We start from the raw sequence: 16,210 nt of genomic DNA on the forward strand, positions 1-16,210 counted from the left end.
TTTGTTCAAATTGTGCTCCGTGAATTGTTTTGTTTCTCAGTCTCAAGCGAGCAAGAAAGGAAACTATCGTTATTAGAGGTAAATAAGGCGTACAAATAAGCACAGCATCATTGTCGTTCAGATTGCAAAGAGGTCAGACTGAGATACCGAGCGCTGCTGGCGACAGGGTATCTCGTGGGATCTTTACTCTGCCAACATTTCACGTTTCACACGACGTGAAATTTCCCAATCCAGTTCTTTATCGCGCTTTTTTTCTAATGCATCGATATGGCGCAGCTTTTTATCTGCCACGAATTCACCAGACAAGATCAGACGCGGTTTGGCGTTTGCCGAAATCATGCCATTGGTCGCCCATTCAGAACGTGGCAGGGTAGAGCCAGCGAAAATACCGTAGTCTTTGCCGCAGCTGATACCTTTTTCACCGACTACCGACTCACCGGCCTTGATGTATTTTGCGGCATACAAACTGGCAGCAGTGGCGATCCAGCGGCCAGCGTGGATTTCACCAAACAGGCTGCTGATTTCGCCTTTGGCGCGGATGCTACCCCAGGCACTAATATCGCCTTGGCTACCAATAGAACCGGCAGCAACATTACCCTGGCTGATGATTTCACCAGCAAATAAGCTGCCTTCGACTTCAATATTGGTTTCGCTGAAGACTTCGCCCTGACAATTGCAATCGCCTGCAACGTGAATGGCGCTCGCTGCCAGATGACCACCAACGAATTGCACTTCCGATGCTTCCAGATCATCGTCGAGTTGCAGATTGCCGTGGCAATCAAGATCCGCGCAAGACAAATAACCGAGGCATTGGATATCACCAAAACCGCCAAACACATCGTTGTGCTCATGACGCGCCAGGATAGCCGGATGGACCAGAGCATCCATAAAACTGCTGCCATCTTTTGCTGGTTTGCGCTGGTCTATTTCCAGTACGCGTACCATCCATTCGGCACTGCAGCCAGTTTTAACCAAAAATTCAACATCGATATTGCCACCCACGTCGAGCGTATGACCGATGTACAAAGACTGCACCTGAATATCCCCAGTCACCGTCAGCTTACCGAGGCAATACACTTCTTCTGCAATCAGATCACCATCAATCAACAAATCGCCTCCGACGGTTAATTGCGTCGTGATTGTCACATCACCTTGGATATGCACATCGCCAGTGCTGGCAAATTGCTTGCGTTTCAGGGTCTTGGCTTGGAACGGTTCTGGAGCTGGAATAGCAGGCAGGGTCACTGCTGGCTTGGCGGCGCGTTTAGTCATGATGGACCTTAAAAGGTGAGGGTGAAAACAAAATTGTTCGTCATTATCCCAGAGTTAAGCGTGAGAAAACGACACTTGGCAGATTTTTGATTGATAAAAAGATCAAATACTGGGTTTTTATTTTGTATTCGATCGACAACATCAGGCAATTTTAGTTGTAATTATCAATCATTATAAAATACAATAGCAATCATTCTCATTTGTGTTAAGAATTGTCTCTTTCTCTAAAGCGGCAAGTCTGCGCTTTCTTTTACAATTATGATGCCATCCACCTCAATTGCTGCCTCTAAAGCAGCCTATGTCTATTTTCGTCCGCGCTTTTTGTTGGGCCTTATGCTGAGTGCTTCAATCACCGTGTTAAGTGCTTGCGGTGGCGGTGGTGGCAGTTCTAACAACCCAGCAAGCGATGCAGGTTCGGATGCCGGTCTGAGTGCAGCCGCGCAGGTCGGAAAAAAAATCTTTTCCGATATCAGCCTCTCAGCATCAGGGAAAATGTCGTGTGCAACTTGCCATGATCCGAGCAACGCGCACGCCCAAACCAATAATCTCAGCGTCCAACTTGGTGGTCAAAACCTGGATGTGCCAGGCTTTCGCGCAGTTCCTTCATTGCGCTATCTCGATAAAACACCGGCTTTCGCATTTGGTGATGATGGCAAGCCTTTAGGTGGATTTACCCGTGACGGTAAGGCACCAAATCTTGCGGTACAAGCTGAGACGCCATTTATGGCCGCACACGAAATGGCCAACAACGGACGTGCAGACGTGGTAGCGAAATTGCAGCGCGCGAGCTATGTCAACGAATTCAAAAATGCCTTTGGTGCGACTATTTTTAGCAATGTGGACAGCGCATTTGAACGTGCCTTGTTTGCGTTACAACAGTATCAATTGGAAGACAGTGATTTTCATCCCTACGATTCAAAATACGATCGCTTTTTAGCAGGCAAAGCGACCCTGTCGGACAGCGAGTTACGCGGACTTGCTTTGTTCAATAATCCAACTAAGGGTAATTGTGCGGCCTGCCACATCAGCAAGAAGGGAGCAGATGGATCAGCCCCACTGTTTACCGACTTCACCTTCGACAATCTGGGTGTGCCGAGGAATAAGCTGATACCGGCGACCGCAGCAGCAGATTATTTCGACATGGGCGTCTGTGGCCCGGATCGTACGGATTTAGCCAAACGTACTGAATTTTGCGGCGCATTCAAAGTACCAACGCTGCGCAACGTAGCGACTCGCAAAGTGTTCTTCCATAACGGCCAATTTAATAACCTGCGCGATGTCGTCAATTTTTATGTGCGCCGTGATACCAATCCCGAGGAATGGTTCCCGGTTGGCACAGATGGAAGTATTCAAAAATTCAATGATTTGCCTGCCGCTTATGCGGGTAACGTCAATGTGAAGGAAGTGCCATACAACCGCCAACCAGGCATGGCTGCTGCACTGACGCCATCAGAGGTAGAGGATGTGATTACCTTCCTATCGACCTTGAACGACGGTTACAAGCCTTGATCAATAAAAAATCGACATTAAAAATCAAAATACCGAAAGTTAACATGAAAAAAAATATCTTTTCCCTAAGCATTTGCAGCGCCATCATCGCTACCGCCTTTGTTACGCCAGCTCACGCCGATGAAGCAGCCTTGCTTCAAAAAATAGAGAAACTTGCCGCTGAATTGGATGCTATCAAGGCGGAATTGGCTGCGACCAAGCAAAAAACAGACAGCGTCGCCAAGAATCAACAACAACTGAGCACCAGCGTTGCAGAAAATACGGCGGCAATCTCTAGTGTTACAGCCGCGACCACTGGTTCAGCGGTTGCAATGGCAGAACAAGCAGGCAAATCAGGTTCGCAGACCGTGATCAGCAGCTACGGTGAGGTCAATTACACCCGCCCTCGTCAGTCAAACAGCCAGGCGCAAACCGATGTTGCTCGTGCAGTGATTGGCATTACCCATCGCTTCGATGAAAAAACCAAAATGGTTGCAGAATTTGAGTGGGAACACGCAGTCACTTCCAAAGATGACAAAGGCGAGAGCGAAGTTGAGCAACTGTACGTAGAGCATGAAATTCGTCCGGGTTTGAGTGGCAAAGCGGGTTTGTTTTTGATGCCAGTCGGCCTCCTCAACACCAATCATGAACCAACCGCCTACTATGGCGTAAAGCGAAATTTTGTTGAAACTGCGATTATCCCAAGTACCTGGCGCGAAGCAGGTTTTGGCTTGTCCGGAACGCATGATAACGGCATTAGCTGGGACGCGGGTCTGACGACAGGTTTTGATATCAATAAATGGGACGCCACCAGCACTGACGGCAGCACATCTCCTTTAGGCAGTATTCACCAGGAAGGGCAGCTCGCTAAATCGCGTGACTTGAGTATGCACGCCGCCTTGAACTGGCGCGGTGTGCCAGGTTTGTTGTTAGGTGGTTCGGCATTTACCGGTAAAGCAGGACAGGGGGCGCCTAATTCCGTCGCCAACGACACTCGCGTCACTTTGTGGGATGTGCATGCCCGCTACAACCCAGGCAAGCTTGATGTGAGCGCCTTGTATACCCGCGGCACCATCACAGGCGTTGCAGCCTTGAATCAGACTTTTGCGGGACAAGTAACGCCGGTTCCATCCTCGTTCTATGGTTGGTACACGCAGGCTGCGTATCAGGTTTGGAAAACAGATAGTTACAGCCTGACACCATTCTTGCGTTATGAGCAGTTCAATACAGCGCAATCGTATACGGCAATGCCGCAAGGTCTGGGTTTAGCTCCGGCAGCAGATCAAAAAGTGACGACCCTGGGTGCTAATTTCCGCATCGGTGAAGGTGTAGTGCTGAAAGCGGATTACCAAAAGTTCCAGCAGGATAGCAACCAAGATCGATATAATCTTGGTGTTGGTTACTCGTTCTGATTGTTCTTATGAAAATGCTTGCTCCTCTGTCTTTGACAACACTCGCTGCTGTGAGCAGCAGTGCTTTTGCTACGCAATATCTGACGGTAGAGCAAGCACAACAAAGTATTTTTCCAGAAGCCAATCACTTCAATGCGCAGCCCTTGCAATTAAACGCGGAGCAAATGAAGCAGGTTGAAAAAATCGCCGGTGTGCCAGCACGCTCCGTTGCCTGGCGCACTATCGCCGCATACAAAGACAATAGCTTGTTAGGTTACGTGGTGTTGGACGACGTCATTGGCAAGTTTGAGTTGATTTCTTATGCTGTTGGTTTGTTACCGGATGCCAGCGTCAAACAAGTTGAAATTCTGACTTATCGTGAAAGCCACGGCTTTGAAATTCGCAACGCCAACTGGCGTCGGCAATTTGTCGGAAAAACGGCGAACACGGGTTTGGTCGTCGGCGAAGGGATTGCCAATATCAGCGGCGCGACCTTGTCATGTACCCACGTGACGGATGGCGTTCGTCGTATTGCTGCCATCGCTCAGGTGACATTGAAAAAATGAACCGTCGTGCCCAGCCGTGGTTAGGCACTTTGGTCGATATCAGCATTTTGGATGCGTTGCCGGACAACCTGCTGCAAGTGGCATTTCAAGCGGCTTTTGGCGTAGTGCGCGAAGTGCATGAATGCATGAGTTTTCATTCAGATGACAGCGACATCGCAAGCTTTAATCGCGCTGCTATCGGCGCAAAGATCAAATTAAGTCCTCATACATTCAGCGTTCTGAACCTTGCCCAAGAACTTAATCAGGTCACCGCCGGAATTTTTGACGTGAGAATTGCCAGCCGTCTCGCTGCCTGCGAATTTTTACCTCACAGCGCAAGCACACCTCTACCTGAATATCAGAGCGGCCAACAGGCCTATGAACTGTTCAACGATGGTCAGATAAAAAAATTACGCAACGACTGGCTGGATGTGGGCGGAATTGCTAAGGGTTATGCGGTTGATCAGGCGATTCTGGCATTACAAAACTTTGGTATTCAACACGCTTGCGTCAATGCTGGTGGTGATCTTAGCGTATTGGGTCAACACGAAATAGCGATTCGTGATCCGCAACAACCCACGGTAATGGCAAAAAAAATGCTATTGCAAGATCAGGCAATGGCAAGTTCGGCGACGTATTTTTCTCAGAAAAAATGGCGTGGCGATTGGCATAGCGCCTTGTTTGATGGTCGTAGCGGGCGTTCTTTACATGCCGCTCACAGCTATTCGGTGCTCGCACCTTGCTGTATGCTGGCGGATGGCCTGACCAAGCTACTTGCCGCAACGCAGGATGCGCGTCATCCCTGCTTTGAAGCTTACCAAGCAAAAGCATTTATTCTCTGATTATCGCCAGCCATTTATTATTAGCCAGCCTATGCGTACCCACAAACAAAGTCTGCGTCATCCCACTTCAACAAGTGCTGCGCGCCTACAGTTCAAGTTAGAAAATTGGCATAAGCTCAGTATCTACGCCGTGCTGACTGCCTTACTGTTGAGCGGCATTGCCTGGCTTATCGCGCATTTCAGCCTGCGTGTGATGGGCGAGTTCGGAGAAACGGTACATCCATTAGAACACTGGTCTATGCAAGTCCACGGTGCCTTGATCGTGCCATTTGCCGTGTTAGTGGGTAGCTTGTTGCTACAACACATGCGTCGCGCCCATCGTGCCCATCGTAACCGGGCAAGTGGTTGGACCATGATCCTTAGCTTGATGTGGCTGACAATGACTGGATACGGCTTGTACTACTTCGCCAGCGAAACTGCCCGACCACTCTGGTCGCTAGCGCATTGGATCATAGGCTCCGCATTGCCACTACTGCTTTTTCTGCATATTTATCTGGGCAGGCGACATTCTAAAGCGTGATGATTCATCGCCCAGAAAGTCAGGCCTTCTGTTTCAGCCACGATCTATCAAAAGCGCGTTGCACTACGCTTAGAGTATAGATCGTTAATAAGCGATTCTTATCTTCTCTGCAGACGTTTGCGATATCATTCTTCACTCTTGATCTTCGTGTTGTGCTTCTCGACCGAAGAGTAAGAGATTGATTATGCATTTTTATTGAGCAACTAATGATACGACGCCTGCCGCTGACTTTTAAGCACATCATGTACAACTTGCGGGGCGGCTTTTTAGTCCGTCCGCTATGTATTACCCTCGTGTTGGGTATGCTGGGTGGCGCGCTTTCCTATTTTGAAGAAATTTTTCCGGCATTGAGTGCCTGGGTACCGGCGACGCTGTTTCCATCGAAAAGTGATCCGCAAGTTGCGCAGATTATCCTCAGTGATATTTCAACATCAGTGATGACGGTCGTTTCTATTGTCTTTGCGATTTTGTTGATGTCACTGACTCTGGCATCGATGCAGTTTTCGCCACGCATCATTGTCAGTTTTTCCAGAGACAAAGTGACACAGTGGATTTTAGGTATTTTCCTAGGGACGTTTTCGTATTGTATTGCTGTATTGCCTGCCGCACGTACCAAACCCTATGCGTTTTCGCCTGTGCTATCGGTGTTTGGTGCGATGGTTTTGGTGCTTGCTTGCGTGATTGGTCTGCTATTTTTTATCCATCACATTTCGCGCGCGATCAGCGTCAATTTTATTGTTGACAGAATTGCTGGCGAAACCGAATTGATGATCGATGAATTTATGGCGCAACCAATCAGTCAGAAGTTATGGCCTATCGGTAGTTCTGGCGAAGAACACGCAAAACTTGAGGTGCCGCTGAGTCATACCATGTCGGGCTACATTTGTTTCATCGATACAAACAGATTGGTCGAGATTGCCAAAAGGCATCAATTGAAAGTCAAAGTGTTGAAGCGAGTCGGTCAATTCATCCCGGCAGGTGTAGCGTTGATGCATATTTCCAGAGAAGAACGATTGACTGATAACGTCAGAAAAGCCCTGTTGTCGACCTTCGATATTGGTGCCATGCGCACTTTGCAGCAAGACGTTGAGTTTGGTGTATTGCAGATTGTTGATATTGCGCTCAAAGCGATTTCGCCAGCAGTGAATGATCCGAGTACTGCGATTTCTTGTATCGATCAATTGAGTCGCGTACTGGGGCGATTTGCAATGCGGCAGACGCCTTCTTCGTATTATTATGATCCACCCGGCATTATCCGGGTCAGCGTGCCGTGGATAGAATTTGATGCGTTGCTGGAATCTGCTTTTGACCAGATTCGATTGTACGCGCGCGCTGACATGGCAGTCAGCCTGCGCATTCTGCGGGCTTTGCATGACATCGCCGAAATCAGTAAAAACCCCGAGGTCTACACTTCTTTGCTTGCACTTGGTCAACGCACCATAGACAGTTGCACCGGACACCTCGATGCAATGTCCATGCAACGCCTACATCAGCGCATGGATGAGCTCAAAAGTATTGCCCGATGATGACGCGTGGCAAGCCGCGGACAAGGATCGTCTGGCTTGCCGGATTCTTAATGCTTAAATGCTTAGTTAGGCAGACCGTCTAAGCGACCATTTTCAGCCAGTTCACGTATCATTCTGATGGTGTCGATATCCGCTTCCAGATATGCTGAACGACGGTATTCGTTATACATTTCTTCTGCCTGATCTTGCTCTGCGCTGGCGCTGTTTTCGTAGATAAAGCGTACAAACAAATGCTCAGGCTGTGGCTCTTCGATCACCATGCGCAAGGAAGATGGCGGTATTTCACCCTGCGCTGGTACGTCATAGTGGATATGATCCAGATGCACAAAATTGACCGTATCTGTGACTGATAAATTGCCATAACGCAAAGTTCTGGTCATGCTGGCTTCGGTACGGTCTATGATGCTGGCTTCATCCAGATGCGGCACAAACAGTTTAGGTGAGTCGGCACGCATGACCAGACCACGCCACAATTGCTCGCGGGTTAAAAAATCAGCGATAGGGTTTAGGATGTCGTTAATTTCGACCAAATGTTCAAATTTCATGATCTTGCTTTCAAATTAGTTGGGCGCTAGTTTACTCTTGTTGACCGCTATCGTGGTAAATCCCGCTGTCATGCTGGCATAAGGCTACAATAGCGCTTACTTTGTTTTTCAAGCGCCTATGTCCCACGGTCTCAATGCTCCCCAAAGAAATGCTGTCAATTATATGGACGGCCCATGCCTGGTCCTGGCAGGAGCTGGCTCGGGTAAAACCCGGGTGATTACCCAAAAAATCGTCAATCTGATCGAATTACACGGCTATGAACCCAAGCACATCGCGGCACTGACATTTACCAATAAAGCCGCGCTGGAAATGCAGGAACGTATCGCCAAACTGCTGGCGGAACCGCGTCAGGCCAAGCAATTGACGGTATCGACCTTCCACTCGCTGGGCGTCAAAATTCTGCGCCAAGAAGCGCAGGCACTGGGATTGAAAGACCGTTTTTCGATTATGGACAGCGATGATTGCTTTGCTTTGGTGCAGGATTTGGCGATTACCACCGATAAGCAATTGATACGCCGGATACAAACCGCCATGTCCTTGTGGAAGAATGCGCTGATCGATCCCGAACAAGCTCTGAAACAGGCACAAGACGAAGATGAAGCCACTGCCGCACGCATTTATCGCAGCTACGTTGCCACCTTGTCAGCATATCAGGCCGTCGATTTCGATGACTTGATACGCTTGCCGGTGGAGTTATTCCGCAGTAACGAACAGGTGCGCGACAAATGGCAGCGCCGTTTGCGTTATTTGCTTGTCGATGAATATCAAGACACCAATACCTGCCAATACGAGCTGGTGAAATTATTAGTCAGCGGGATCGGCAAAAAGCCCATGTTCACCGCCGTGGGTGACGACGATCAGGCGATCTACGCGTGGCGTGGCGCAACTATCGAAAATCTGAAAACCCTGCAAGTTGATTTTCCCAATCTGGAAATTATTAAACTCGAACAAAATTACCGTTCCAGCACGCGTATTTTGCAAGCCGCCAATGCGGTGATTGGCAATAACCCCAAGCTGTTTGAAAAATCGCTGTGGTCAGAACATGGTCTCGGCGATCCGGTCAAAGTGCTTGGTATGCAAGATGATGAGCAAGAAGCTGAACAAGTCGCCATCATGATCTCTGCCCATCGGTTTGAACGCCGCGCCAAGTATTCCGATTATGCGATTTTGTATCGCGGCAATCATCAGGCCAGAGTGATAGAACAAGCCTTGCGCAAAGAACGAATTCCGTACACGATTTCTGGTGGTCAGAGCTTCTTTGACCGTGCAGAAATCAAAGACATCATTGCGTACTTACGCCTCATTGCTAACGAAGATGATGATCCGGCGTTCATTCGCGCCATTACCACGCCAAAGCGTGGTGTCGGTCAGGCTACGTTGGAAGTTTTAGGCGCGTTTGCTGGTCAATGGCAATGCTCATTATTTGCGGCGGTATTTAAGGGCGGCATCGAAGCGAAGTTGACTGAGCGACAATTACGACCTTTGCGTGAATTTGCGACCTTTATCAATCACGTTGAAGCGCACGCTCATCGAGAAGGACACGCGGCAGAATTGCTCGATGACTTGATGAAAGAAATCAACTACGAAGCCTATTTGTACGATAGCTTTGATGATCGCGCCGCCCAAAGCAAATGGCAAAACGTGCTCGATTTTACTCAGTGGCTGAAAACCAAAGGCAGTGGCGGCAAAGACGGTACCGATGATCACCGTAGCCTTCTGGATCTGACGCAGATGGTGGCCTTAATGAGCATGATGGAAGGCAAAGACGAAGAACCAGATGCCGTGCGGATGTCGACCTTGCATGCATCCAAAGGACTGGAATATCCGCACGTGTTTTTAGTTGGCGTTGAAGAAGGCATCTTGCCGCACAAAGGCGACCCAGATGCACCAATAGAGACCTTAGCGGCGCGTATAGAAGAAGAACGGCGACTCATGTATGTGGGCATCACGCGCGCCCAGCGCAGCCTGCATATTACCTGGTGCAAAAAGCGCAAACGCGCTGGCGCCCCGGTGCATTGTGATGTCTCCCGATTCATTAAAGAAATGAAGCTTGATGAAGGCGACGCCGTGCCCACCGAAGCCGAAACACTAACCCCAAAAGAACGCTTAGCGAATTTAAAAGCTTTGTTGACAAAAACAAACCATCATCCGACAATCGATTGAGTAAAAATATTTTCAAATTGATATTGAGGTTAGCGGATGGTGCAACAATGCAGTGAAGAAATGTCTGGTGATAACCTCGGAATCGCATTGCCAACGATGAGCACCACGCCAAGCTTTGACTGGCGACAAGAATGGCGTGAGCTGAAAGAATTCCTTAAAAAACCGCGTCGTGGGCGCATCGCTTCGGCACCTTTTAGTCAGACGTGGCGGCGTTTTTTGTTGGTTTTTGGCATAGATATTACGATTGTACTCTTTGTAACACTTCCGCTTAATTCCATACTGGATGAATGGGCTGGCCTTGAAAGTAAGCTGGAAATAAAGGGGAAAATGGCGCTATATGCGATTGTTATCGCGCCAATAATTGAAGAACTGGTCTTCAGAGCAGGATTGCGTAAAGCCAGCTACAGCTTGTTCATCGGACCTGTCTTAGTTGCTTGCTTCTTCAGTAGTCAAACTGTCGTTGTGGTGATGGCGGCAGCGCTCACTTTGATTGCTGTCGTTGATAAGGTGTGGATGCACTGGGTACCCAGAGGGAATGGCAAGCGTTTTGCACGGGGCAGAGCGTTTATTCTTCATTACCCTTATGTATTTTGGTTTTATGCCATCAGTTTTGGGCTCGTGCACCTGGGCAATTTCTATTCAACCAATGGCCGTGACTATCTGCTTGTATTTGCCATCATTGCCCAATTAAGTGCGGGTTTCTTGTTAGCTTATTTGCGTTTGCGACAGGGGCTATTGAGCTCCATTATTTTACATAGCCTGGAAAATAGCTTGTGTGTTGCCTTAGAAATGATGTTTGATTAATCGTCCAAACTTCCTGTAGGGGATGTTGATGCAATGCGGGTTGATACGTCTGGCTACTCTGTTAATAGCAATGCTGGTATCGCCAGTCGTGTTGGCGCAGGAAGCATGCTCTAAAATTGTGATTTCCGCTGACCCCGCTTATCCCCCGCTACATTGGTATGACGGTCAGCATTTTCAGGGGGCGAGTATCACATTGACCACTAAAGCATTAAATGCAATAGGTGTTCCTTTTGAATTTCGTTATCTGGGACCGTGGAAGCGGGTCTTAATCGCAGCAGAAAACGGTAGTATCGATCTGGTCACTAGTCTTAAAGATACCCCGGAACGCCGCGAATTTCTGACCTTTAGCTTACCGTTGTTGAGCAATCCGGTTGCTGTCTTTGTGCGTAAAGGTGAGTCATTTTCTTTCACAAAAAAGGAAGACCTGATCGGACGCCGGGGTGGTGTTGCGCGTGGAAACCGTTTTGGTCAGCCCTTTGATAGTTTCATGGATGAACATTTGCAAGTTGAAGTGACGCACAACATGGAAACCAGTTTCCGGATGTTGATTGCCAATCGCTTTGACTACGTGTTGACAGGTTATTACCCGGCAACCAATGCGCTGATGACATCAAAATTAGATCTGCGGATACAGGCAGTCAAACCGTTTGTGACAGAAACAGCCAACCTGGTTGGATTTGTCAGCAAAAGTCCGTGTCTTAAATATTTAATTGCGTTCAATGAGCAAATAGATAAGATGCGCAAAAACGGCGACATTGACCGGGAACTTAAAAAAGCTACCGAAGAATGGCGCCGTCACCCTATGCTGCATAAAGACTAAAAGCAAACTTTACACGCTCAGGTTTGATATTATCTGCCCGTTCCCTCCGCGAGCTGAATTCTTCGAATAAATATTTTCCACATTGACTCCTACCATCATGCAAATTAAATTCTCTAACGCTCTCCTGAAACATATTTCTGTGCTGTTTTCGATTGCGCTGTTTGCTGGAAATACGTACGCCAAAACTACCGCAGAGACCACCGCTAAAGGCGTGCTATGGGAAGTGAAATCGGCGACCAATACTGCCTATTTATTTGGTTCCATTCATCTCGCGAAAGCAAGTTTTTATCCCTTACCGGAAAAAGTCCAAAAAGCATATAAGCAGGCTGACACCTTAGCAGTTGAGCTTGATGGCACTGATAGCGAGGCAGCAGTCAAGGCCTTACCCTTGTTAAAGTATGCAGCGCCGGACAAATTACAAAATCACCTGCAGCCAGCGACATGGGAGTCGTTACAAAAGATGACCGGACCTGCAGCGGAACGCTTTCAGCCATTGAAGCCAGCGATGGTTGCGACGGGTTTGTTAGTAGGTACGTTTGCGCGACAAGGCTACGATCCTGCACAAGGAGTAGATATCCATTTCATCAATCGTGCTAAGAAAGATAAAAAATCGATCGTCGAGTTAGAGACCATGGAATACCAGGCGCAGATTTTAGGTGGTCTGAGTGATGAAGAAGGCGATGCCATGTTGTCGCAAACTTTAGAAAGTTTAAGCACCGGTGAAGCAATACGTGATACCAACCAACTTATTGCAGCATGGAAGGATGGAAACGCAGAAAAGGTCGTGAGCATGTTGCAAGCCGAGGCAAACAAAAATCCGGGCTCAAAAAAAATCATGGAACGATTACTCGATGAGCGTAACCCAGCCATGGCTGATAAAATCGTCGAATTAATGGCAGCGGGTAAGCACGTGCTGGTGGTGGTTGGCGCTGGACATATTGCGGGAACCAATAGCATTAGCGATTTGTTGAAACAGCGTGGATTGCAAGTCCGTCAGATCAAATAGATTCTAAGAATAAGTAAAGAAAAATTATATGTCGTCTGAATTTCCTGCAGATGAGACTGCCGGAACAGTCTCAAAGACAGAGTATTTGTTGCGTGAACACGCGTGGGTATCTCTGGAAAACGTCAATGATGTCGAAGCCTGGCTGGATTTGCATGACCGTGAATTACAACAAATAACAGGCAAGAACCCTCAAGCTGGATATGGTGTTTGCTTTCATTTGTTGCATGGCGGCGAAATTTATTTGCATACCAATAGTGACGGCGATATTTTGTTAGACGTCACGCCAGACGCTGCATGGGCAGAGCCGGTATTAACTGCAGTGACCCGCGTAGCCCTACCACGCGGTCAAATCTGGTTAGTCCCTGGTCAGGTATTAGTGCAATTGATTTTAGGTTTGAATAGCCTGATTGCTGGTAGTCGGCTGGTGCTGCAACATGCGTACCGGATTCAAAAGTAAGCATGACGTTTAGCGTTGTTAGTCGCCGTTAAAACTTCATTGGTAAGACGCATTACGCTCAACTTCACTCGCCCCATCTATTGCTCTGGGGCGGGTAGAGTTGAATCAAAAACACTAATTTACAACGCCGTTGCGGTCAATTCGTACCACGCGCGCGCCGTTCGTTTGTTTAACGTTAACTTCTGCCTCGCTTGGGCCATTTACTTTGATGTTGGCTAAGCGTAACAGCAATTCACGTGCATGCAGGTCACCTGAGCCGTTGATCTTGGCAGTAAGATTATCCGCAGTGCCGGATAATGAACTGGCTCCAGGACCATTCATGACTATTTCGATCTTATTGGCTGCATTCAATTTTGCGTCTAAATCGCCTGAACCAGAGATTTCTGCGTTGAGGTTCTGATCAACGTTGAGACTAACATTGGCAGGGCCATTATTTTTGAGCACGACCGTTTTTGCGTGTAAGTCTTTTGCATCGACATCGCCTGATCCGCTGATGGTAATTGTTAAGGTATCTGCTGCACCCGCTAGATTTATGTCACCAGGCCCATACAGTTGTAAAGTTGCCTGTGCTACCTTAAGTCCCTCAACATCGAGGTCGCCTGAACCGGAGGCATCGACTTTTAGTTCGGTAACCTGACCTCGTAATTTCGCGCTACCTGGTCCTTGTAACATCAGGTTGACCGACGCATCTTGCAAGTAATCAGCCAGAAAATCACCGCTACCGTTAACTTTCAGATTCAGTAGCTTGCTAAGCTTACCCATCTTCACGTCGCCTGCGCTATTCATATTTATATCGGCCTGAGCAACTGATAATTGATCGAGGTGAAGGTCACCACTGCCGTTTGCTATTGCATTGAGTGATTGCACCTGGCCGATTGCTTTGATGTCGCCCGAGCTATTCGATTTGAGCGAAAACTTGTCGTTTTCAAGACCGCGTAGTTCTATATCACCGCTGCCGGAGTTGTCCACGCTATCTAAGTGGGCTGCTTTGATCTTGACGGTACCTGGCGTATTTTTCCAGGTAAAACTAAACGACTTATTTTTATTCCGAATGATGAGTCGTTGACCTTCTACAACGGTTTCGATTTGAGAAACCAAATTATCATCCCCGGTGATTTCGACTTCGTCTTTATCCCCTTTGGTGATGAGGATATCGAAAAAAGTTTGATTTTCAAGCTCAGTAAATGCGGTTACCGGTCTTTGCTCGGTGATGGATTTACCACTACCGACGATTTTTTCGCCATCAATTTTTACCTCACATGCTGAGAGAGTGATCAGGGCTACAACTAGCCAGACGATATTTTTTTTCATAATATAAAATTAAGTGAGTTAATTAATTAATATTGAGCAATACTTAAGTGTAGTCTTGTTATCGACAGAATTGCCTATAGATTGCGACGGAATGCAGAATCCGTGTTCCCGGATGTAAAAAACGGAGATGGGCGTTGCATATTTGTATTTTGGCATTACACTTGGTGTACAGGAACTTCACAAAATGACCCGGTTGCGAAACCTGGGGTATTTATTAAAGCGAGATTTTTGTTTGCCGTTTTGTCTCCTGATGGTTTTGCATAAGCCCTTTCACAGGAAGTCAGGCCATGATTTTTTTCATTTTAGTGAGCACTTTTCTTATTTCTGAATCAGACTGCCTATGACTACACGCCGCCAAATATTAAAGAAAAGTATTCTTTTCACCGCTGCTGGCCTGTTCAGCACCACAAAATTAGTAGGCTCTGCGTATGCGGCGGATGCAAAATCGTCCGAATTAGCACCGCCGCCTGATCTGTTCGACTCGCAAGCTTTAGACATCGATTTTTGGGTAAAGCCACGGACCATTGATCTGATCCGCCCGGCATCCAACGAGCGTAGCAAATTGCTCTACTGGAAAGATGGTGAAATTATCGATTCTGCCTATCAGGAGTTGTGCCATATTTTGCGTGACGTGAATGGCAAACAATCCGCAGCAATCGATCCTAAGTTGTTTGAAACCTTATGGGCCACTCAAGCCTATGTGGCGCGTTTTGGTATGACCAAACCGCTAGAAATTTTATCTGGATATCGCACACCAGATTCTAATCGTCGGTTGATCGAACAAGGTGTTCCTGCCGCACGTAAATCCTTGCATATGGACGGCAAAGCCGCCGACATCCGTATTCCGCATTTACATGAAGAAGTACTGGGCTCGCTGATCACCAGTTTTCGTGAGGGTGGTGTGGGCTTCTATTACCGCGCTAGTGCGAACGGTGGCTGGATCCATACGGACACCGGCTTGCAACGTAGTTGGAAGGGGTAGTTAGTAGGGGTGTCGCATTAATTTTGAAAAGAGAATGATTACGTTAAACGAAGGCGTTTGATGCGAACGGTAATTTTTGATGACGACGTTGAATACCAAAGGCTGACGTTTTCCGCTGGAAGCGATTTTGGTTTGCATACCGTGGTATGCCGCTTATTTTTTGAGTTTCCGCCATATTGAAGAGACGATGCAATAGCTCGGTGTGTTTGTGAGTCACTCTTCTTTCATCGTTGGGCGTGCCGGTTCTTACCGATGTTGGAAAAGATATGACGGAACAAGCCTCAACCCGGCAAAACGCACCAGCTACCTTTACGCTGACGAAGGCTTGATCGCAGAAGCAACGCAAGACATCACACTCAATGCAGATCAAACCACGACATTAAGCGGTAGCGCCATCATCACGACTCAATACGGCCCTAAACCAGACAATGGCTTTATTGTAACCCTCCCGTAAAATCAAGCCATGCATAACCAGAGTTCTTGAGGCAAACTTATATGCCAAAGGAGAACAGAAATGCGTAAGAGCAGATTTACAGA

Annotated in this window: 15 protein-coding genes and 1 pseudogene; 13 read left to right on the plus strand and 3 right to left on the minus strand. The window is 47.7% G+C overall.

Features of this window, described 5'->3' with window-relative positions; genetic code table 11:
• Positions 1-183: 183 nt before the first annotated feature.
• Entirely contained in the window at positions 184-1,272 is a 1,089-nt protein-coding gene (locus tag ACO0KY_RS16555) for a polymer-forming cytoskeletal protein (protein ID WP_186911966.1), read from the minus strand.
• A 261-nt stretch (positions 1,273-1,533) separates the two neighbouring features.
• Between ACO0KY_RS16555 and ACO0KY_RS16560 the strand changes: the two genes are divergently transcribed.
• From ACO0KY_RS16560 to ACO0KY_RS16585, 6 genes are all read left to right on the plus strand, one after another.
• Complete coding sequence (locus tag ACO0KY_RS16560; protein ID WP_423047875.1) at positions 1,534-2,781, plus strand: cytochrome-c peroxidase; 1,248 nt, start codon at positions 1,534-1,536, stop codon at positions 2,779-2,781.
• 44 nt (positions 2,782-2,825) lie between these two features.
• Positions 2,826-4,172, plus strand: coding sequence for a hypothetical protein (locus ACO0KY_RS16565; protein WP_423047877.1), 1,347 nt, complete (start codon positions 2,826-2,828; stop codon positions 4,170-4,172).
• 14 nt (positions 4,173-4,186) lie between these two features.
• Entirely contained in the window at positions 4,187-4,717 is a 531-nt protein-coding gene (locus ACO0KY_RS16570; RefSeq protein WP_423047904.1) for an FMN-binding protein, read from the plus strand.
• Positions 4,714-5,538 (plus strand): FAD:protein FMN transferase, encoded by an 825-nt coding sequence (locus tag ACO0KY_RS16575; protein WP_423047879.1) that lies wholly within the window; start codon positions 4,714-4,716, stop codon positions 5,536-5,538. Before ACO0KY_RS16570 ends, ACO0KY_RS16575 begins: the two co-directional genes overlap by 4 nt.
• A gap of 31 nt (positions 5,539-5,569) precedes the next feature.
• Entirely contained in the window at positions 5,570-6,058 is a 489-nt protein-coding gene (locus ACO0KY_RS16580; protein WP_423047881.1) for a DUF4405 domain-containing protein, read from the plus strand.
• A gap of 206 nt (positions 6,059-6,264) precedes the next feature.
• Positions 6,265-7,584, plus strand: coding sequence for a DUF2254 domain-containing protein (locus ACO0KY_RS16585; protein WP_423047883.1), 1,320 nt, complete (start codon positions 6,265-6,267; stop codon positions 7,582-7,584).
• Between the two features lie 62 nt (positions 7,585-7,646).
• Here ACO0KY_RS16585 and ACO0KY_RS16590 read toward each other — a convergent pair whose 3' ends face one another.
• A complete protein-coding gene (locus tag ACO0KY_RS16590; RefSeq protein ID WP_423047885.1) occupies positions 7,647-8,129 on the minus strand; it encodes an SRPBCC family protein in 483 nt (160 codons plus the stop codon).
• Positions 8,130-8,247: 118 nt separating this feature from the next.
• Here ACO0KY_RS16590 and ACO0KY_RS16595 point away from each other — a divergent pair, with 118 nt between their 5' ends.
• From ACO0KY_RS16595 to ACO0KY_RS16615, 5 genes are all read left to right on the plus strand, one after another.
• Positions 8,248-10,293, plus strand: a complete 2,046-nt coding sequence (locus tag ACO0KY_RS16595; protein WP_423047887.1) for a UvrD-helicase domain-containing protein — start codon at positions 8,248-8,250, stop codon at positions 10,291-10,293.
• Between the two features lie 39 nt (positions 10,294-10,332).
• Positions 10,333-11,097, plus strand: a complete 765-nt coding sequence (locus tag ACO0KY_RS16600) for a type II CAAX prenyl endopeptidase Rce1 family protein (protein WP_423047889.1) — start codon at positions 10,333-10,335, stop codon at positions 11,095-11,097.
• A gap of 28 nt (positions 11,098-11,125) precedes the next feature.
• Positions 11,126-11,917, plus strand: a complete 792-nt coding sequence (locus tag ACO0KY_RS16605) for a substrate-binding periplasmic protein (protein ID WP_423047891.1) — start codon at positions 11,126-11,128, stop codon at positions 11,915-11,917.
• 97 nt (positions 11,918-12,014) lie between these two features.
• The gene (locus tag ACO0KY_RS16610; protein ID WP_423047893.1) at positions 12,015-12,923 is read left to right on the plus strand and encodes a TraB/GumN family protein; all 909 of its coding nucleotides are present in this window, start codon (positions 12,015-12,017) and stop codon (positions 12,921-12,923) included.
• A 28-nt stretch (positions 12,924-12,951) separates the two neighbouring features.
• Entirely contained in the window at positions 12,952-13,380 is a 429-nt protein-coding gene (locus ACO0KY_RS16615) for a hypothetical protein (protein ID WP_423047894.1), read from the plus strand.
• Positions 13,381-13,494: 114 nt separating this feature from the next.
• Here ACO0KY_RS16615 and ACO0KY_RS16620 read toward each other — a convergent pair whose 3' ends face one another.
• Positions 13,495-14,691, minus strand: coding sequence for a GIN domain-containing protein (locus ACO0KY_RS16620; protein WP_423047896.1), 1,197 nt, complete (start codon positions 14,689-14,691; stop codon positions 13,495-13,497).
• A gap of 340 nt (positions 14,692-15,031) precedes the next feature.
• Here ACO0KY_RS16620 and ACO0KY_RS16625 point away from each other — a divergent pair, with 340 nt between their 5' ends.
• Both ACO0KY_RS16625 and ACO0KY_RS16630 read left to right on the plus strand, forming a co-directional pair.
• Positions 15,032-15,673: a YcbK family protein gene (locus tag ACO0KY_RS16625; RefSeq protein ID WP_423047898.1), complete on the plus strand. Its 642-nt coding sequence runs from the start codon at positions 15,032-15,034 to the stop codon at positions 15,671-15,673.
• Between the two features lie 115 nt (positions 15,674-15,788).
• Positions 15,789-15,940, plus strand: a pseudogene (locus ACO0KY_RS16630) (IS6 family transposase); the annotation flags it as partial.
• Between the last annotated feature and the right edge of the window lie 270 nt (positions 15,941-16,210).

Origin of the sequence: Undibacterium sp. Dicai25W, from assembly GCF_049340505.1 — a bacterium.
GTDB lineage: Bacteria > Pseudomonadota > Gammaproteobacteria > Burkholderiales > Burkholderiaceae_D > Undibacterium > Undibacterium jejuense.